The sequence below is a fragment of the Mageeibacillus indolicus UPII9-5 genome (assembly GCF_000025225.2).
GTDB lineage: Bacteria > Bacillota > Clostridia > Saccharofermentanales > Fastidiosipilaceae > Mageeibacillus > Mageeibacillus indolicus.
Genome location: NC_013895.2, coordinates 1219071 through 1239772, shown reverse-complemented (window position 1 = coordinate 1239772; position 20702 = coordinate 1219071). Strand labels below are relative to the sequence as shown.

The following is a 20702-nucleotide window of genomic DNA, read 5'->3' as shown; positions in this document are numbered from 1 at the left end:
CACCTTTAGGCCATCTTTGGGCTTCGTGACTTAAACTGTCGGCTCGTATATAATTAGAATAAAATGATTTTTAGGGAGGCTTAATATAGATGGTTTCAAATTCAACTTCGCTATCTGCGAGACTAAAATATTCGCCGGAACTATATCCGATAATTCCCGAACCGCGCGAGGTGTTTGAGCAATTTGCGGCGGTAAGTGCCGTGCCGCGTGAGTCAGGGCATGAGGAAGCAATCGCCGAATTTATGCTTGATTTTGCGCACAATCTGGGCTTAGAGGCTCAACGTGACAAAGTAAATAATGTGATTATTCGTAAACCGGGTACGGCTGGCCGAGAAAATTTGCCGCCTCTGATTTTACAGGGGCATTTGGACATGGTGTGCGTAAAAAGACCGGAGTCAAAGCATGATTTCCGCCGTGATCCCATCAAATGGCGGGTAGAAGGAGATTACTTGTACGCTGACGGTACTACTTTAGGCGGCGACGATGGAATAGCTGTGGCTTATATTATGGCAGTTTTGGCATCCCAAAATCTTCCACATCCGCCGCTAGAAATTTTACTGACAACTTCGGAAGAAACCGGTATGGGTGGGGCGACGGAATTGGACGGCAAGGCTTTGCACGGTAAGACTTTGCTCAACCTCGACTCCGAATGGGAAGGAATATTTTTAGCCTCCTGTGCCGGCGGTAGTAATGTTTCCTTACATCGTCCGTTGCAAAGAATTAAATGCCCGGCTGAGCAAGCGTTTAGATTAAATGTTTCCGGCTTACAAAGCGGACATTCCGGGGCGGAAATTGATAAACAACGGGGAAATGCGATTCAACTTTTGGGGCGGGCTTTATACTGCTTAAATAAAAAGTTCGGGCTGCTGCTGACCTCGGTTGAAGGAGGCAGCAAGCACAATGCCATTGCGGCCACCGCGGCAGCTGAATTTACCTTGATTAGTGATGGCTCTAAGCGCAATAGCACTGACCTGCTGAATATGATTGCTAACGAAGTGGCCGAGTTGAATGCCGCTTTTAAGCTTGAGCTGGCGAGTGCCGATCCGCAAGTCGAATTAACCTGTGAGGTCGGGGCGACGGTAACTGCAACTTTTACGCCGGATTTAAGCAAGGATATAATTGATCTTCTCTATCTTTTGCCGCATGGTGTGCAGGAAATAAGTCCGGAAATTGAAGGCATGGTGCGAACAAGCCTGAATCTGGGTGTTTTGCATTGCGAAAATGACGTGATCAGCCTGCTGATTTCCATTCGCAGCAGCTTGGCCTCACAAAAAGAATACATACGCAATAAATTAATTCTATCGGCTGAACTGTGCGGCTTTACTGCTGACATCACTACTGACTATCCAGCTTGGGAGTATGCGCCTAAGTCACCTTTACGCGATTTGGCGTGTAAAATTCATCACGAGTTGACTGGTAAGGATCCGGTCGTTACCGGGATACATGCGGGGCTTGAATGCGGGCTGCTGACCGAAAAAATCCCCGGCGCCGATATGCTGAGTTGTGGCCCTAATTTATACGATGTACATACGTTTAATGAACATTTGAGCATAAGTTCGGCCGGTAGAATCTGGCAATTTCTTCGTGCTTTGCTGGCTGCCTATCAAGGCTGATTGTACGGAAGACGTCAGTTGTTGAAATAAGGTGATAAAATGGATGAAAACAAGCAGATGATCGAAAAAACGGACGGGAGGCCTCGAGATGCTGAGTGTCCGCCGCTGCCAAATGCGAATAATTTAAGCACTTTGGCTGAACTGCAAAATTGGGTCAAGACAACTGGGCAACCCATGGCTTCCGCCGCCGCAACCGACGCTGGGGCCGGTGAAAAAATATATGCCGGGTTGATCGAAACATTTAATCGGCGATTGCAGGACGCCGTTAAAGCAATGCACGCCGCGCCGGAAGTGGCAAGTGGCGAAGGGAAGAGAATGAGGCAGAGTATGGGAAATAATGCTGATACAAACATGTGTGCGGCGGATTTAGCTGATACAGCTGACGCAGCTAATGTAGCTGCTGTTAGGCGCGATTTGGCTAATTTAAATGAAAAGGAAATAGAAGCTGTTAATTCTTTTGTCGATAAATATTACGTTGATCGGCGCGGAACCGATTGCCGCAAATGGGATGACTTGGCGGCAACTTACGGCACGACGGATTTGCTGCCGCTTTGGATTGCCGATATGGATTTCGCTTTTGAGCCGAGTTTTGCGGATCGTCTGTCAGATAGAGTGCGGCACGGTGCCTTAGGCTACCCCGTGGTCAGTGCAAGCTATTATGACACTGTAGGCAAGTGGTTGGAGGAACATTATGGCTATAAACCGTGGCCGGAATGGTTTTTGTTTTCGCCGGGGGTAGTCAGTGGACTTAGCTGGATCATACAGGCTTTGACTGAACCTCAGGATTCAATCGCTGTTTTTACCCCTGTCTATCCGCCGATCCGTAAGGTGGCAGCTATGGATGGAAGAAAAAAAGTAGAATTTGAGCTGGACTGTGACGCTGCCGGACGTTTTACTTTCGACCCGATAAAATTGGAAAAAGAATGGCGTGAAGCCGCTCCCAAGGCAATAATCATTTGTTCTCCGCACAATCCGATCGGACGCATTTGGCAGGAAGATGAGTTGCGGGTTATTTTGCAGCTAGCGGTAAAATATGATTGTTTGGTCATAGCTGATGAAATTCACCAAGATATTGTTATGCCTGGTCATAAGCAAAAATCAATTTTGGCAATTGACGACGGCCGTTATGCGGATCGTATCTGTGTTGCGCACTCAATTTCCAAAACTTTTAACATGGCCGGATTGGCCCATTCAAATATTATTATTCCTAATAGCCGCTTGCGGGACAAAGTGTCGGAGGTAAGGGAAAAATGCTGCCACGGTGGGCTGAATGTGTTGAGTTTGCTGGGAACGGAATATGCGTATGAGGTGGGACAACCATGGCTTGATAAGCTCCTTTTGACAGTTAGATATAATTATCTTCAACTGAGAAAATTGGCAAACACTTTACGAAACATACGGTTGGCCCCCCTAGAAGGTACTTACTTATCTTTTATGGACTTAGGTGCCTATTTGCCGCTTATATCTGCTGCGGCGAAAAATGTTGAGATGCATGACGCGATGGCTGATCTGGTGGAGAATAAGTGTCATTTGGCGGTCAATTACGGTGACTCTTTTGGCGAAGCTTACGGTACTTGGATTAGAATTAATTTGGCAACTTCGCCGGCAAATATTGCCGAGGCCTGTGAACGTTTGAAGCAGGTTTTGAGCATTGACGGCGCGACGGAAAAAAGGCAAAATTAATTACAAATGCAGATTCGTTTATAATGTGGTAAAATATCTAACAATATAGTTGGCAGAAAAGGAGAGAATATGCGAGTATTATTAACTAAAGATTATGCGGCAATGAGCAAGGCTGCAGCAACAGTTATGGCGGCACAGATATTGAGCAAGCCAGACAGCGTTCTCGGCTTGGCCACCGGATCTACCCCCGAAGGGATGTATGCGGAATTAGTGCGTCGTCATCAGGAAGACGGTCTTGATTTTTCCGGCTTGAGGACGGTTAATCTGGATGAGTATGCCGGTTTGGACGGTAAGCATGAACAAAGTTACCGCTTTTTTATGCAGAAACATTTATTTAACCACGTCAATATCTTACCGGAAAATACGTTTGTCCCGGAAACCACCGGTACCGATCTTGAAGCAATGTGTGAAGCTTACGAAAAAAACATTGCCGATTTAGGCGGAGTAGATATTCAAGTCCTAGGGATTGGTCATGATGGCCACATCGGGTTTAACGAACCAACGGACTATTTCCCTGATGTTACTCATGCGGTTAAGCTGGATGAGAGAACTAGGTTGGCCAATAAGCGGTTCTTTAAATCGCTTGAAGAAGTTCCTACTCACGCTTACACTCAGGGTATTGGCACTATCATGCGTGCAGCCAAAATTCTTCTTTTAGTCAGCGGTAAAGACAAACATGAGATTTTGCATAAGGCACTCTTCGGGCCGGTAACCCCGCAAGTTCCTGCCAGTATATTGCAGTTCCATCCTGATGTTTTGGTTATTGCCGATGTGGCGGCTTGGGAAGAATAAGTCGAGGTGGAATGATGTATTAGCTGGATCTGGTGCTAGCTGGATCAAAAAAAGATAATAATAGAAATTTTTTATTCAAACAGAGGAAATTACGAAAGCGGTGCAAAAACTGCCGTAAGGGATTTCCTCTGTTTCGTTCTCTGCCGCCTGCCAAGCTTTTAAATCAGCGCGGCAATTTGCAGTGGCGTTTTTGTTTTTTGGTGCTTTTTTCAACTACTAAGATGATTACGATGATTAAAAGCAAAATTAATATGAGCAAGGAAATAGAGATGACTGCTTTGCGCTTGAAGGCGGAGGTCGTGAGATCCGGCGTTATGTCATTTGCTGCGCCAAGTTCAGTTTCAGTGAGTTCGGGTAAAACATTGGTTAAAGATTCCGCCGCGCCGGCCTCTACACGTGGATCTTTTCTGCCGGCCGGAGACAGTGTGCCGGAAGTAACCCCTATTTCTTGCAAAAATTCTGCCAGCTTGTCTGCCGCTGCCCGCTGTTCGGTCTCATCCGGATGCCCTAAGAGGCCGTTGCGACCGCTGGGCAGACGTAACGAATATACATTGGCAGCATCGCCGCCCAACTGACGCACAGCGGCTTCAATTTGATACTCAAAGGGGTTGACTTCAATCATCATGCCGTAGAGCCAAACGATTTTTGCCTGGGGATTGTACTGCCTGATCAAATTCGTGAAGTTGACTACGCCCATATAAAAATTACTAGAACTTTCTTTTATCGTATGCTCAGTACTGCGGGTGTTCCAGTCGTTGGTTCCGAGGTTTACGCAAACCACATCTGCCGCCGGTTTAAAGTGGTATAAACCGCTCGCCGTTGCATCCTTGAACCAATCAGTGAATGGATATAATTTAGGCATGGTGTGATCATTTCCCCAACCGCTGATCAACCCGTAGCCGGAAATAGCCAGCAGCGAGCAGTCTAAATTTAGCTTTTGGGACGTCAAAAAAGCATAGCTACCAGTAGCATCTTGCTGATAAGGATCCCCCATCGCATAGTCTTTCGAGGGCGGGTATATCCCGAAACCAGCGGTGATGGAGTCGCCGACAAATTCGATACGGGTTTGTGGCGGCAAGACGCTTAAGCTACCGTCGAATTTTAATTTTTTTAAAAATATATCGCCGAAGCCGATTTCATTTTGTCGAAAAAATGAAATTTTATGCCGCCCGCGTGGCAGATTGCTTGCCAACTTAATTTTAAAATTGCCGTCGGAATTTTGCTTACCATCGGTCAGTTCTAAAGAGTTTTCTCGTCCCTGTCCTTGTCTTTGCCCATCGACCAAAACCGTAAAATACATGTGATTGTAATTGCCTTTAAATTTGATTTGCAACTCTAACTCAACGTCACCTTGCATTTCTCCGGCAAAGGTAATTCCAGATGCGGGATGAATCAGTTTTAGCCCTTTATCGGTATACGGTGAACGGCCGTGTACTGCAATTTTGCTTGCTGTGGCCGCTTCATCCGAGGTGTGAACCGCAAACTTATGTTCGAAGGCGGCGATTGGCTTAGTATCGGAATTTATTCCCTCGGCTAGCAGTAAAACCAAAGTAAAAGAGATCAGACGTTTAAGTATTGTTGATGTCGCTCGTAGGTGACACACACGCATGAATGGACTCCTAACTTTAATTAAAATTAAAATTAACGAATGGACATGTAACGAATTGACATGTTAGGCTGAAAAGATTATATACCATTCGGGACAATTTTGCATGTTGGGAGGGCTGCATCGTTTAAACGGAGATCGAGCACGCGGAAAATGAGCACGCGGAGATTGAGAGCAAAGAAAACACGTAGCGCAGAAAATTAAATATTGTTTAAGCAACTGCCGGATTGTATAATTATAAGAATGGCAAAAGACATCGGTTGCGGTACAGACAACGTACGGCTGGGCCGGAGGTCTGACCGGCAAAAAGATCCGTAGGGGGAGTACACAGGATGAGCCAACTCAATCGCAAACAAAATGCCAGCGTTTTTGATATTATCGGTCCAAATATGGTAGGCCCGTCAAGCTCACACACGGCCGGTGCCTTGCGTATCAGTTTAATGGCCCGTAGCTTTGTAGAAGCTTCTATCCGAAAAGTTACCTTTATTTTGTATGGCTCTTTTGCCCATACCTACAAAGGCCATGGTACGGATAAAGCTTTACTGGCCGGAATTTTGGGCTTTAAATCGGATGACATGCGAATTCGTGATTCATATCGTTTGGCTGACGAGGCGGGATTGCGCTATGAGTTCATTCCCGATACCGAGTCGGCCGCTCCACACCCGAATACGGTAGATATCATAATTGAAACTGCGACGGACGAAGTCATGACTGTGCAGGGAATATCTATCGGGGGTGGGCAGGCGGTGATAACGGCCATAAACGGGGTTGATATTGAACTTTCCGGGCAATATGATTCCCTGATGGTGCAACATTTGGATCGCCCAGGTGCACTGGCAAAAATAACGGCTCATCTAAGTAAGCAAAGAATCAATATTGCTGCCTTGAAATTATATCGTGAAAGCAAGGGCCTTAATGCTTTCGCTATCATTGAGGCTGATGAACGTATACCGCGCGAAATTGTCGATACAATAGCCGCGGATAAGGGTGTAATAAAAGTTATTTTGATCCGCAAAACGGAGATTTGAATTTATGAGTATTATCATTGATACAAAAACAGTATTGGCACGCTGCGCTGAAGGTAATCTGACGATAGGGCAGGTCATGCTCGAGCGTGAAGTTGAACTGCAAAGCGTGCCGGCAGCGGAACATTTGGCACGTATGGCAAAGTCCTGGCGGATAATGCAAGAGGCGGCCAAGGCGGCGGTTGGACATCCGATCAAGTCCATGGGCGGTCTTATCGGCGGCGAAGCTCAGAAACTTGCTCAGACGGCCAAGCGCGAGCGTATGGCTCTGTCAGGTTTGGCCAGACGGGCAGTGACTTACGCGATGAGTGTTATGGAAGTCAATGCATCTATGGGGCTGATCGTGGCCACGCCTACTGCAGGATCGGCCGGAGTGCTGCCGGGGGTATTATTGAGCTTAAAAGAAGAGTATGGTTTTGAAGACGAGGCAATGATTGATGCGTTGTTTGCTGCTGGTTGTGTTGGTTTCTTGATTAATCAATCGGCTACTTTGGCCGGGGCCGAAGGAGGCTGTCAGGCTGAAGTTGGTTCGGCTGCCGCGATGGCCGCTGCCGCCACGGTTCAGCTTTTGGGGGGGCCGCCTGAAAAGAGCATGGACGCCGCTTCGATATCCCTTACCAATATGTTGGGTCTTGTATGCGATCCGGTGCGTGGTCTGGTAGAGTTGCCGTGCCAATTGCGCAATGCGCAGGGCGCAGTTACCGCATTGACAGCTGCGGAACTTGCGCTAAGTGGTATTGGGGCGCCGGCGCCTTTGGAACAAATGATTCCGATTATGTATCGTGTAGGCCAGAGCATTAGTGTCGAACTGCGGGAGACGGCCTTGGGCGGAACGGCAACGGCACCGATTTTTAAAGCGACAGCCTGTGACGGTTGTCGTGCTTGTGAATAAAAGGACATTTTTCCCTATTGTATGATACTAATTACGAGTGTATAATTCTGGAAGTACATTTTAGGAGGGAAATATGAGCCAGAAAAGAATCATTCAAGTGGATGAGCGGGTCCCCAATAAATTATTGATTCCGCTCAGTATACAACACACATTCGCAATGTTCGGTGCCTCGGTTTTAGTACCATTATTATTCGGTATTGATCCGGGCATTGTTTTATTAATGAATGGTGTTGGAACATTGTTGTTCTTATGTATCGGAAAGATGCGAGCTCCTGCATATTTGGGCTCAAGCTTCGCGTTTTTGGGACCGGGGGCGCTGATTATAGCCGGATACGGCGGAGGCAACCTCGGTTTTCAATATGCCCAAGGAGCATTCGTAGTTACCGGTTTAGCCGGGTGCGTGCTGGCTCTGATTATTTATAAATTCGGAGTTAAATGGATTGACGTGTGTCTGCCCCCAGCGGCTATGGGCTCGGTTGTTTCACTGATCGGTTTCCAATTGGCGATGAGCACGGTAAACGGGAATACCGGTCTGGCCGGCGAGATTGGTGCGCATATTATGCATAACGGTAAGTTAGTTGCTACCGGAAATGATGTAATAATTTTTGGTGTGACGCTTTGCGTGGCCGTTTTCGGCAGCATTCTATTCCGTAAATTTTGGGGAACGATTCCGATTTTGTTGGCTATAATCGCCGGATATATTACGGCGGCACTTCTGGGACAGGTGGACATTACTCCGGTGCTTAACGCACGCCTCTTTACTTTGCCGCATTTCCAGCTGCCGCACTTTGCTCCTGGGGCGATTGCCACGATGGTTCCGGCTTTGCTGGTTATTACTGCTGAACATATAAGTCATCAGGTAGTTACTAGCAACATAATAGGACGTGATTTGTTGAAAGATCCTGGTTTGCATCGGACAATTTTCGCCGACAACTTTTCCACCGCACTTTCCGGAATGGTCGGTGGTGTTCCGACAACCACGTATGGTGAAAATATCGGTGTCATGGCTATTACCGGCGTTTATTCGGTCTACGTAATTGGAGGCGCGGCCGTAATCTCCATATTTATGGCCTTTATCGGTCCGTTGGCGGCTTTAATTTCAACAATTCCCGGTAATGTAATTGGTGGGGTTACATTCTTGCTCTATGGTATGATCGGGGCTTCAGGTATCAGACTGTTGGTGGATAAAAAGGTTGATTACAGCAACAACAAAAACTTAGTCATCACTTCAGTGGTCTTTGTAACCGGCTTAAGCCAAGTGGTTTTGCGCCTTGGCGCGGTTGAATTTTCCGGCATGGTTTTGGCCAGTGTCGTGGCGGTAATAATAAGTTTGGTTTTTGCGCTGTTTGATAAATTTAAATTGAGCAACAGCGAAGCATAATTCTGAAATTGGCATACACCGAAATTGGTATACAGTGAATTGGTATGTCCGAAATTGCTAGGCATTAAAAGATCTGTCGCGGCCGTATTCGCTCGGTCACGGCAGATTTTTTGCCTTTTATACCTTTGTTTAAAATTTTGCTTTCGAATTGCTACAGTTAATTGTATGACATAAGTTGATAAAAAATTATTGAGAGTTAAAATATTTTGCACGTCCGGAAAATAACAAATTAGATGAATATTGTTTTATTGTTGTTAGCTAAAGTTAACCGGAGTTACATCGTCAATTGTTGCTATTTTGCACAAAAAGCATCCGCGCTTTACCGAAATGAGTTAAAATAAACTTGTTTCATGAAGAAACAACCTCACGAAGAGGTGGCTTCAGGTAGAAGCAAGATCATATTTTCACTTTATGGAGGTAGTTATGAGGAGTAACGGCAAGAAAGGTCTGCCAGTCTATTTAGGAGTGGCTTCCGTTTGGTTTGGAGCGCATTGCGGTCCAGGCGTGGCATCAGGTAATCAGGTGGCAACATATTACAGCAAGTTCAGCATATGGGGGTTGTTCACCGGCATTTTAGCTATGGTTTTACTCGGCTTGTGCATTTATTATTCGGTAGAATATTCCCGTTTGGCCAAAACATTCAACTTTAAAGATTTCGCGGACAGCTTTTTCGCTCCGTATCAGAAATTTTTCGCCACATTCTTTGAATTTACTTATGTTGTAACAGTACTGCTGGTTTTAGGCTCGTGTATTGCTACCGGTGCTAAAGCTCTTAACCAACAATTCGGCTGGCACTTGTACTTGGGTATACTGCTGCTTGCTGCTTTGACCGTAGTTTTGACCATTTTCGGGTCGGCGGTGGTTCGGGCTTCCTCAACAGTGATGACTGTAATGATTCTTGCCGCTATCGGGATTATAATTATCGCTGGCTTGGCATCTTCACAAAGCCGGTTCGCAGATCATTGGCATCAGGTGGCGGATTTGCCTGCAACTTTGCCGCATTTCAGTGTTGATTTGCTGTGGCCTGCTATCTGGTCAGCTATTTTGTATGCAGGATTCCAATCGGCCGGCAATATGGCCAACGCAGTTTCGGTTGCTGAAGGCATGCGCAGCAGGAAAGATTCGGTCAAAGCTACCGTGGCTGGTATAATGAGCAATGCTGTACTTATATATGGAGTTGCTTTTATGCTGTTTGCCTATCCAAATATTTTGGGCGAATTCTTTAATCCCAACCGCACCTCAAAAAGCTTTATTCCTAATTTGGAAGTGGTAAATTCGATCGGCAATACCACTCTGCAGTACCTTTATTTATTGGTTCTGCTGCTCGCGATAATAACCACTTTGGTCGGTTTCGCTTTTGCTGTCATAGCGCGTTATGGAAAATATGTTCCGGTAACCAATGGTGTAGTACGTGATCTTATTGTTGTCATTTGTCTTTTGATCCTTTGCGGTTTAGTCTCTTTGATCGGCCTCGATGCCATCGTTTCCAAAGGCTTTAAATATCTGGCATACGCTTGCATAGTCGTTGTAATTATTCCGACGATAGTGATCGGCCATAAAAAGATTAAAAAATTAAATGAAAATTGCTAGAAATATTTACAAAATCGGTTGAAAGTACAAATATAGTAGATATCTTTACCGGCCGCAACCGATTCAGGTTGCGGCTATCGGAATAAAGGGGGCAGTTTAATGCAGTTTTTATCGTTTGACAAAATAGATTTTGCCATTCCAGGATTGGACGAAGTTAAAATACCTAAGTTTGTCAGAATAAGGCAGATCTATGAGTCTGATTATATCGCTGATTTGGCGGAGCATTTGCGCCGTGAAATGCATGAAAAATTTGCCGGTGAAACTAAGTGGCGGGGCAAAAAACTTTGCATCACGGTCGGCAGCCGCGGGATTCCCGGGCTGGGAACTATGGTGCGGACGTTGATAGAATGTTTGCAGGAACTAGGCGCGGAACCTTTCATCATTCCTTCCATGGGTAGCCACGGTGCGGCCTCCGTTGCCGGTCAGCTGGAAATCCTTGAAGGTTATGGGATTACCGAAGCTGCTATGGGAGTCCCGATAAAGGCAACGATGGATGTGGTCGAGTTAGGCAAATTGGATGACGGAACACCGGTGTTTTGCGATCGTTACGCTTATGAATCAGATGGCATTATTATCATGAACAAAATTAAGCCACACACTGATTTCCGCGCTGCTCACGAAAGCGGCTTGGCGAAAATGATGGCAATAGGAATCGCCAACCACAAGGGTGCGTCAATGTTCCATCGTATGGGGTTCCAAAGCTTCGGCGAGCGAATCCCGAAGGTTTGCCGTCTGTTTCTTGAAAAAGCACCGGTAGCTTTCGGTGTCGGCATTGTGCAAAACGCCTATGATGACATAAGCGAACTTGAGGTGATCAAGCCGGAAAAATTCTTGGAACGAGATGCTGCTCTATTGGAAATTGCCAAACGCCGAATCGCCAAATTTAAAAATCCTAATCTTGATCTGCTGATAATCGATGAAATCGGCAAGAATATCAGTGGTAACGGCCATGACCCCAATATCACCGGACGGAGTAACTCACCGGGATTCGAAAAAGAGCTGAACTGCCAAAAAATATTCATTCGTGGTATTTCTGAGGCAAGCCACCACAACGGTGCCGGGATTCGCGGTGCTGATATCACTACCAGGAGGTGCTTGAACGACATTGATTTCCAAGCTACCTGGACGAACGTGGCGACAGTTAATATTTTGACTGGCGGGGTTATTCCGATGTTTGTCGAGACTGATTTGGATGCTATAAAAGTATGTATTCGCACCTGCCTCGGCATAGATTATACTCAAGCGAAAATAGCCCATATAATTAACACTTTACACATGCAAGAAATTGAGGTTTCGCTGCCTTATTGGGAGACCATAAAAGATCGTAGTGACGTGGAATTGATATCCGAACCGTATGATCTAAAATTCGATAAAGACAATTTCTTGATTAATAATTTGTAAAAGGTGCTGCATGTAGTCATAAGATGCGTATTTGCCGAAGTTTAAGTGCGAATGCGTATCTTGTGACTTATGAAAAAACGGATACGGAAGGTATAAGTTCACAGGTAACGATTAGAAAAAGCAACCGCAAAAAGTTATAAAAAATTGTCATCGGTCTTTGGCTGCTTATACTATTTAATTATAAAAAGTATTTACAGCATAAGCTGTTATTATAGTGTTTTTGGCGGAAATGCATATATTGTTACCTCTGATAAATGTTATATTATTGCCATTTATACATAATTGGCCTCAAAACACCAAGTTCTTGCGATATAATGCAGACATCAGAACTTAAGAATCTTGTTACGTAAGGAAACAAAATTGGAGGTGTGTTATGGGTAGTAGTAAAAAGGGGCTCCCTGTATATTTGGGGGTAGCTGCGGTATGGTTCGGTGCTCACTGCGGTCCTGGTGCAGCTTCTGGCAATCAGATCGCGGCATTCTACAGCAAATTCAGCATTTGGGGATTGTTCACCGGCTTAATCGCAATGATTATTTTGGGCATGTGCGTTTACTATTCGGTTGAATATGCTCGCTTAGCCAAGACTTACGACTTCAAGTCTTTTGCCAACAGCTTTTTTGCCCCGTATGAGAAGTTTTTCTCTACATTCTTTGAATTCGTCTATGTGATGACTGTTTTTATTGTAGTCGGTTCGTGCATTGCCATGGGAGCTAAAGCCCTCAACCAACAGTTCGGCTGGAGCATTAATTTCGGCATAGCATTACTTTGTATCATAACGGTTGTCTTGACGATATTCGGGTCTGCCGTCGTGCGCGCTTCTTCGACATTCATGTCCTTGGTGATTTTGCTTGCCGTAGGTGTTGTTATCGTTGTCGGCCTCGTTTCCGCCAAAGCAAATTTTGCCGGACACTGGGCAATGAGTGCCGATCTGCCGGCCACGTTGCCTAAGTTCAGCGGCAGCCTGTTAATCCCGGCAATCTGGTCAGCTATCTTGTATGCCGGTTTCCAATCAGCTGGTAACATGGCCAATGTGGTTTCGGTTGCTAAAGGTATTCAAACTCGCAAAGATTCAGTGAAAGCTACCATGTGGGGCATAGTTACTAATGCACTGCTAATTTACGGCGTTGCCTTCCTTCTGTTCGCTTATCCGAATATTCTGGGCGAATTCTTCAATCCTAACCGTGCCTCCAAAACCTTCATTCCTAATTTGGAAGTTGCCAATTATTTAGGAATCGACGTTCTGCGGTATTTGTACGTGCTGATTCTGTTGCTGGCCATTATTACTACTTTGGTAAGCTTCGCATTTGCCGTTATTGCTAGATACAGCAAATTTATACCGATGAAGCCTGGTGTAGGGCGCGACTTGGCAGTTGTTGTAGTATTGCTTATAATTTGCGGTTTCGTGTCTTTGATCGGGTTAGATGCTCTTGTGGCTAAAGGGTATAAATATCTGGCCTATGCTTGTATTGTTGTGGTTATCATTCCGACTATTATCATCGGCCACAAAAAGATTAAAGCATTTGCCAATAAGTAGGAAATATATCGTTTGTCAAAGCGATTAAAAAATAGGTTTACAAGCAGCCGCAGTTTGTGCTGAGGCTGCTTATCGCCATAATCTCAGCATAGCGATTGCGAGATACGGCTTAAATCAACAGCTACCAGTGCAGGATTTGCGCGGTGCGTCGGCTTCTGAAAAGATAGAAATCTTAGCAGGGTCGATATTCAAAATAAACAAAGTTTTATAGAACATTAAAGAACAGGGATGAAGCTTTAATTATGTACTATCTTGGAATTGACATCGGTTCAACGACATCAAAATGTGTTTTGTTGGATGAAAACGGTAAAGAGTACTCCAAAACACTGATGATTGCCGGTATTGGAACGGACGGACCGGAGCAAGTTATGAGTCAGTTGTTACAGGAAGCGAAGATTAAGCGTGAAGATATAGCTTTTATTGTAGCTACCGGCTATGGGCGTAAAATTTTTCAAGGCGCTGACAAGCAAATGAGCGAATTGTCTTGCCATGCCAAAGGTGTAAGCTATGTTTTTCCGGCCGCACGGACGATAATCGATATTGGCGGTCAGGATGCGAAAGTTATGTCCGTAAACGAATCAGGCAAATTGGTTAATTTTTTGATGAATGATAAGTGTGCGGCTGGCACTGGGCGTTTCCTCGATGTTATGGCAAATATCTTAAAACTTGACATAAGCGACTTAGAAAAGGAAGCTTTCAAAGCTGAAAAATCGGTTAGTATTTCCAGCACTTGTACGGTGTTTGCGGAATCTGAAGTTATTTCGCAGCTGGCATCGGGTAATAAGCGGGAAGATGTGATAGCTGGAATTTGTGATTCGGTTGCGGCGCGGGTGGCTTCGCTGGCCAAACGCGTTGGGATAAGAGAAGAAGTATGCATGAGCGGCGGAGTAGCACGTAACGGGGGAGTCAGACGAGCCTTGGAACGCCAACTTGGGGTAACTATTCATTATTCGCCGGACGCCCAATTTATGGGGGCTTTCGGAGCAGCGCTGTTTGCATATGAAATGCGTTCAGCAAGCTGAAGCAGGCGCGAAAAAAATCCGATTTGATTTAACTTATTTATAAGTTGATTAATAATTGGACTAAATACGGAAACAAAAACAGGAGGTAGGAAATGGCAGAAGAAGTTAAGACAGAAGCAGCAAAACCGGAAGTAAAGAAGCCGAAAGTAATTGACACAAATTCCGCCAAGTACAAGCTCGGCCAGGTGATAGTCAAACACTATCGCGAGGTATTCGAGGCTAAAGAACGGGGCGAAAAAATCGGCTGGTGTGCAAGCAACTTCCCCGAGGAAATTTTTGAAACCTTGGGACTGAAGGTCTGCTATCCTGAGAATCAGGCGGCAGCTATATCGGCGCGTGGTGCGGGTACAAAAATGTGTGAGATAGCCGAGGATGACGGTTATTCCAACGATATTTGTGCTTACGCCAGAATCAGTCTGGCCTACATGAAAACCAAGAGTGCGCCGGAGCAGGATATGCCTTTGCCGGATTTTGTCCTGTGCTGCAACAATATTTGTAACTGTATGATCAAATGGTATGAGAATATTTCGAAAGAATTGAATATTCCTATGATATTGATCGACATCCCCTTCAATCCTGACTATGATGTGAGCCCTGAGCACATTGCCTATGTCAAGGGACAATTCTTGGATGCCATCCATCAGCTGGAAGAAATTACCGGTAAAAAATGGTCAGATGAGCGTTTCAAGGAAGTAATGAAAATTTCCAATCGTACTTCTAAGGCTTGGCTCGAAGCTACCGGCTATACCAGATTCCAACCGTCACCGCTAAATGGCTTTGATTTACTCAATCACATGGCGGTTGCAGTATGTGCCCGCGGCCGAATTGAAGCGGCTGAAGCGTTTGAAGCTTTGACCAAAGAATATGCTGAAGCAGTTAAAAACGGAACGAGTACTTTCAGAGCTGAAGAGGTTCATCGTATCATGTTTGAAGGTATCGCGTGCTGGCCGCATTTGCGTGTCACTTCGACCGGCTTGAAATCTCGTGGTATTAACATGGTTGCGACTATCTATGCTGACGCTTTCGGCATGCTGTACGATGATTTTGATGGCCTTATTCGGTGCTATTGTCAAGTGCCTAACTGCTGCAATTTGGAAAAAGCGCGCGATAATCGTATTGCGATAGTCAAGCGTACCAAAGCTGAAGGTATTTTGGTACACACCAACCGTTCGTGCAAACTGTGGAGCGGATTCATGTATGAAATGAGTCGCCAAATCGGTGAAGCCTGCGATATACCTGTAGTCAGCTTTGATGGTGACCAGGCTGATCCGCGTAACTTCTCAGAAGCACAGTATGATACCCGGGTACAGGGTTTGGCTGAAATTATGGCCGACCGCAAAGCATCAGCTAAGGAGGCTTAATCATGGCGGATTTACAAACACTATTCAATCAATTTCACGAGATCGCCGAAACTCCGGCTGTCCAATTCAAAAAGTTTTTAGATGCTGGTGAAAAGGTCGTTGGTTGTGCTCCTGGCTATACCCCGGAAGAAGTTATACATGCGATGGGCTTCGTTCCGTTCGGCGTTTGGGGTGCTTATATGCAAGTTGAAGATGCTAAAGCTTATTTCCCGGCTTTCATTCCTTCTTTGCTGCAAACTATGCTTGAACTGGGGATTAAAGGTAAGTATGACGGTATGACTGCAATCGTTATCCCTTCTTTAAGCGATAGCTTGAAAGCCTTGGGAGAGAACTGGAAATACGCTGTCAAAAATGTTCCGTTTATTCCGGCCGTTTATCCGCAAAACCGCGCCATACCTTGCGGTCGTGAGTTCACCAAAGCTGCATATAAGCGTATTGAAAAGCGACTGAATGAATTGACCGGTGCTGTTCTTACCGATGAAAAATTGGCGGCATCGATTGAAATATACAACGCTCATAATGCGGCTATGCGTGATTTCGCCGCTGCCTGCGCGAAATACGATTGCCTTACCCCATGCCGCCGGCGTGACGTTTTCAAGAGTGCCTGGTTCATGCGCAAAGAAGATCACACTAAGTTGGTGCGGGCGTTATTGGATGAGCTGGTGAACCAACCGGTTGAACACAAAAAATTGCGAATTATTACTTCAGGCATCATCGTTGATAACAATAATCTTTTGCAGATCTTGGAAGATAACAACATAAATATTGTTGCCGATGACGTTTTGCATGAGTCCCGTCAGTACCGCGTTGACGCTACGGAAGGTTCAACAGCTATCGAAAAATTGGTGGATAAGTTTGCCCGGATGGATTACTGCTCATTGTTGTATGATAAAGACAAAAAGCGCGGTCCGATGTTGGTTGACTTGGCTCAAAAGACTAAGGCCGGTGGCGTTATTGTCTTCCTGACCAAATTCAGCGATCCAGAAGAATTCGATTATGTTCCGTTACGCAGGGCTTTGCAAGCGGCCGGAATACCTGTTCTGTTAATTGAAATTGATAGCCAAATGGATCGTTTTGATCAGGCCCAGACGGCTATTGAAACATTTGTCGATCTTTTGAGCTGAGAACAATTCAGTTCAAAATCCGAGACTGACTCGGTAGAGTTTTATGAGCCTAGCGGCTCACAATAGGTCAGCTGAAAGGCGCACCAAAATTATTTACAAAAGGAATGTGTCGGTACGGGCAACGAACAATTGCCGTTGCCCAGCCGATTTTAAGAGGTAATGGATTGATTGTACTTACTATTAGCCGGTTATTGCGTCAGGTTGCAGCAATGTATCCGGAAAAAATTGGAGTGATCGCGGATGATTTCACCTTATCTTGGGGAGAAATTGATCGCAAAGTTGATGCCCGGTGTTACTACTTCCTCCAACAGGGAATAACCGCAGGTCGGCGTATAGGTGTATGGAGTATAAACTCGGGTGAATATTTATTGACCTTACTTGCATTGTGCCGTATCGGCGCAGTGCCGGTGCTTTTGAATACGGCTTTGTCGGATGAAGAACTGATTTCCCTGTGCGACCGGGTTGAAATTGACTTTCTGATATACGGCGAAGGCTATAAAGGATGTCTTTTTGCCGGGACCCTTAATCAAGTAAATTGTCGGTCCGGAAATTTAAATCTTTTGTCAATGGCAAATATAAGCGACGAGGCTGACCAATATTTGCACAGGCCGCCGTTCGTAGATTTTGCCCGACCGAACAGTACTGCACTGATTATGTGTACATCCGGCAGCACTCAGTTGCCTAAGGCGGTTCAACTGAGTCATTACAGCTTGGTAAACAATGCTAAAGCTATGGTAGACGCTATGCAGTGGGGAAAGGATGATCTGGTATGTGTGACCGTGCCGTTTTTTCACTGCTTCGGCTTGACTGGCTGTATTTTGACAGCTCTTCATACCGGGATGACCTTGGTCGTTTTACCAAGGTTCCGCAGTGTGCCGGCTTTCGCAAAAATCCAATCCTACAAATGCACGGTCTTGAACGGTGTACCTTCAATGTACTTGTCGATGTACGCCAATCCGGCGCGGCGAGACTACGATTTATCTAGTGTTCGCAGTGGAATTATTGCTGGATCACCAATTTACCAGCAAGATTTTATAAAAGTAAAATCAATGTTTGCGGACGGCTGTGCGATTCAACCCTCATACGGGCAGACGGAAACATCACCTTGTTGTACCATTGTGCCGCGGTGCAATGGCAAGGTAGCTACGGCGGACAATGTAGGTGTTCCTATCGACGGAGTCGAGATGCGAATCGTTGATAATGACGGCTATCCGGTTACCCGTGGCGAGAGCGGAAAGATTCAAGTGCGCGGATATAATGTCATGCAGGGATATTATAATCAGCCTGAGGAAACGCTTGCTGCCTTTACCGCCGATGGCTGGCTCGACACCGGTGATCTCGGCGAGTTTGACCAAGATGGCAATTTGGTTATGACCGGGCGAAGTAAAACGATTATTATTCGCGGCGGCGAGAATATTTCGCCGGTGGAGATTGAGAAGGCGATTTCTGCTTTACCGGGAATTGCCGCTGTGAGCGTGTTCGGGGTGCCAGATCCGATTCTGCAGGAGGAAATTTGTGCATGCATCGTGCCTCAAAAGACAGCAAATTACACTGCTGAAATAATTAGAGCTGATTTGGTTGAACATTTGGCTGGATACAAAATACCTAAATATATACTATTTTTTGATGAATTTCCTTGCTTGGCAAGCGGAAAAGTTGATTTGAAGAAAATACATCGGCAAGCCCAAGAACGGTTGGCCGCTGTTAATAAAAGCTAGGAGGTAGCGTAATGATTTTTACGGAACAACAAGAAATGATTAGACAGTTAGCTCGACAAATTGCTGAGCAGGAACTGACTAAAGAAGTCCTCGATGAAGTAGAGGCAAGCGGCGTTTTCCCGGAAGAAATTTTGCGGAAATTTGCCAAAGCAGGACTGTTTGCAATTAAAGTACCCCGCGATTTGGGCGGTGCCGGCGGCAACAATGTAACCTATATGATGGTTATGGAAGAAATATCCAAAATAAGCGCGATTGCCAGCATATATGTATCTACCGCCAACTCTTTGTCCAGCGGTCCTTTGCTGATTTCAGGCACGAAAGATCAAATACAAAAATACTTATTGCCGATAGCCTCGGGTGAAAAAAAGGTTTGCTTTGCTTTGACTGAACCTGGAGCCGGTTCTGATCCTAATTCAATGACTACTTCAGCCGTATTGGATGGCGATCACTATGTACTCAACGGCCGCAAGTGCTTCATCACTCAAGCGCCGCTCGCTGATTATGCAGTTGTCTATGCCCGCACCGATGCTACTAAGGGTGTCAAAGGAATCACTGCTTTCGTGGTGGATATGAAGGCACCTGGCGTTACTTGTGGTAAACCTGAAGACAAAATGGGAATCATCGGTTGTGCTACTTCAGACATTATTTTTGAAGATGTCAAAGTACCGGTGGAAGACCGTCTTGGCGCCGAAGGAATGGGCTTTATCAATGCTATGAAAACTCTTGACGTAGGACGTTTAGGGGTTGCTGCACAATCTATCGGTGTTGCCGGTGGAGCTTTGGAATTAAGCATTCAATATGCCAAGGAACGTAAGCAATTCGGCAAACCGATTGCCAAGTTCCAAGCGATAAGTTTTATGTTGGCTGAGATGGCAACCAAACTGGAAGCAGCTCGGCAGCTGACTTATCACGCCGCGGAACTCAAGGATCGCAACGATAAGAATGCCGGGCGCTATTGCTCGATGGCCAAATTGTTCGCTTCGGAAGTTTGCAACGAAATTTGTGCTAAAGCAGTGCAAATCCATGGTGGTTATGGCTTTATCAAAGACTATAAAGTTGAGCGTATGTATCGTGACTGCCGTGTCTTTACGATTTATGAGGGAACTTCTCAGGTACAACAAATCGTTATCAGCAACAGTTTATTGAAGTGAGGTGCAAGATGAAAATAGTAGTTTGTGTAAAGCAGGTACCTAATACCAATGAGGTTAAGATTGACCCGGTAAAGGGAACTTTGATTCGTGACGGTGTGCCGAGTATTTTGAACCCGGATGATGCCAATGCCTTGGAAGAGGCTCTACGTATAAAAGATGAAAATGAAGATGTTGTGGTAGATGTTATTACCATGGGGCCGCCGCAAGCTATGACCATGTTGCGCGAATGCTTGGCTATGGGCGCCGACAACGCTTACCTGTTGAGCGATCGTGTTTTCGGTGGAGCCGATACTTGCGCTACCTCAACGACGATTGCAGCCGGAATTCGTAAAATTGCCGATTATGACATTATTTTTGCCGGTCGGCAGGCCATAGATGGGGATACCGCTCAGGTTGGACCGCAGGTTGCCCGTCGACTTGGTCTTCCTTTTGTATCTTATGTTGAAAAATGCGAACTCAAAGATGGTGAAGTAAAAGTTCATCGTCAACTGGAAGACGGTTATGAAGTAGTCAGCGTCAAGACACCTTGTTTGCTGACAATGGTTAAAGAATTAAACACTCCTCGCTACATGAATCTGGCTCGCATTTTTAAAGCATATGAGACTGAAATCACGGTTTGGGATCATACAAATGTTGAAGTCAATCCAGACGAATGCGGGCTGAAAGCATCGCCGACTCGGGTATTCCGCTCCTTTACCCCGCCGCTCAAGGGCGCCGGTGAAATGTTGGAAGGCAGTGTGAAATCAATGGCGGAAACTCTGGTTGAAAAACTGGCGGCTAAGCACATTATCTGAGTCGAGGAGGAATTT

The 20702-nt window shown here is 45.6% G+C and carries 16 protein-coding genes; 15 read left to right on the top strand and 1 reads right to left on the bottom strand.

What is annotated here, in order from left to right:
* The first annotated feature begins 89 nt into the window (after nt 1-89).
* From HMPREF0868_RS05470 to nagB, 3 genes are all read left to right on the top strand, one after another.
* Nucleotides 90-1613 (top strand): aminoacyl-histidine dipeptidase, encoded by a 1524-nt coding sequence (locus HMPREF0868_RS05470; protein WP_012993715.1) that lies wholly within the window; start codon nt 90-92, stop codon nt 1611-1613.
* Between the two features lie 39 nt (nt 1614-1652).
* Entirely contained in the window at nt 1653-3296 is a 1644-nt protein-coding gene (locus HMPREF0868_RS05465; RefSeq protein WP_012993714.1) for a MalY/PatB family protein, read from the top strand.
* A gap of 69 nt (nt 3297-3365) precedes the next feature.
* Complete coding sequence (gene nagB / locus HMPREF0868_RS05460; RefSeq protein ID WP_012993713.1) at nt 3366-4088, top strand: glucosamine-6-phosphate deaminase; 723 nt, start codon at nt 3366-3368, stop codon at nt 4086-4088.
* A 163-nt stretch (nt 4089-4251) separates the two neighbouring features.
* Here nagB and HMPREF0868_RS05455 read toward each other — a convergent pair whose 3' ends face one another.
* Nucleotides 4252-5697 (bottom strand): GDSL-type esterase/lipase family protein, encoded by a 1446-nt coding sequence (locus tag HMPREF0868_RS05455; RefSeq protein ID WP_012993712.1) that lies wholly within the window; start codon nt 5695-5697, stop codon nt 4252-4254.
* Nucleotides 5698-6026: 329 nt separating this feature from the next.
* Between HMPREF0868_RS05455 and sdaAB the strand changes: the two genes are divergently transcribed.
* The 12 genes from sdaAB (at nt 6027) to etfB (ending at nt 20687) form a co-directional block, all read left to right on the top strand.
* Entirely contained in the window at nt 6027-6722 is a 696-nt protein-coding gene (sdaAB, locus tag HMPREF0868_RS05450; protein ID WP_012993711.1) for an L-serine ammonia-lyase, iron-sulfur-dependent subunit beta, read from the top strand.
* Between the two features lie 4 nt (nt 6723-6726).
* Nucleotides 6727-7611, top strand: a complete 885-nt coding sequence (gene sdaAA / locus HMPREF0868_RS05445; RefSeq protein ID WP_012993710.1) for an L-serine ammonia-lyase, iron-sulfur-dependent, subunit alpha — start codon at nt 6727-6729, stop codon at nt 7609-7611.
* A 73-nt stretch (nt 7612-7684) separates the two neighbouring features.
* Complete coding sequence (gene uraA / locus HMPREF0868_RS05440; RefSeq protein WP_012993709.1) at nt 7685-8992, top strand: uracil permease; 1308 nt, start codon at nt 7685-7687, stop codon at nt 8990-8992.
* Between the two features lie 423 nt (nt 8993-9415).
* Nucleotides 9416-10582, top strand: coding sequence for a YkvI family membrane protein (locus HMPREF0868_RS05435; protein WP_012993708.1), 1167 nt, complete (start codon nt 9416-9418; stop codon nt 10580-10582).
* 99 nt (nt 10583-10681) lie between these two features.
* Entirely contained in the window at nt 10682-11983 is a 1302-nt protein-coding gene (locus HMPREF0868_RS05430; RefSeq protein ID WP_012993707.1) for a nickel pincer cofactor-dependent isomerase, group 22, read from the top strand.
* Between the two features lie 373 nt (nt 11984-12356).
* Complete coding sequence (locus HMPREF0868_RS05425; RefSeq protein WP_012993705.1) at nt 12357-13517, top strand: YkvI family membrane protein; 1161 nt, start codon at nt 12357-12359, stop codon at nt 13515-13517.
* Nucleotides 13518-13759: 242 nt separating this feature from the next.
* Nucleotides 13760-14539: an acyl-CoA dehydratase activase gene (locus HMPREF0868_RS05420; RefSeq protein ID WP_012993704.1), complete on the top strand. Its 780-nt coding sequence runs from the start codon at nt 13760-13762 to the stop codon at nt 14537-14539.
* Between the two features lie 92 nt (nt 14540-14631).
* Nucleotides 14632-15900, top strand: a complete 1269-nt coding sequence (locus HMPREF0868_RS05415) for a 2-hydroxyacyl-CoA dehydratase subunit D (protein ID WP_012993703.1) — start codon at nt 14632-14634, stop codon at nt 15898-15900.
* Nucleotides 15901-15902: 2 nt separating this feature from the next.
* Complete coding sequence (locus HMPREF0868_RS05410; RefSeq protein WP_012993702.1) at nt 15903-17024, top strand: 2-hydroxyacyl-CoA dehydratase subunit D; 1122 nt, start codon at nt 15903-15905, stop codon at nt 17022-17024.
* Between the two features lie 164 nt (nt 17025-17188).
* Entirely contained in the window at nt 17189-18742 is a 1554-nt protein-coding gene (locus tag HMPREF0868_RS05405) for a class I adenylate-forming enzyme family protein (RefSeq protein ID WP_049779012.1), read from the top strand.
* Between the two features lie 11 nt (nt 18743-18753).
* Nucleotides 18754-19893, top strand: a complete 1140-nt coding sequence (locus HMPREF0868_RS05400; protein ID WP_012993700.1) for an acyl-CoA dehydrogenase family protein — start codon at nt 18754-18756, stop codon at nt 19891-19893.
* An 8-nt stretch (nt 19894-19901) separates the two neighbouring features.
* Nucleotides 19902-20687 (top strand): electron transfer flavoprotein subunit beta, encoded by a 786-nt coding sequence (etfB, locus tag HMPREF0868_RS05395; protein WP_012993699.1) that lies wholly within the window; start codon nt 19902-19904, stop codon nt 20685-20687.
* Nucleotides 20688-20702: the final 15 nt, after the last annotated feature.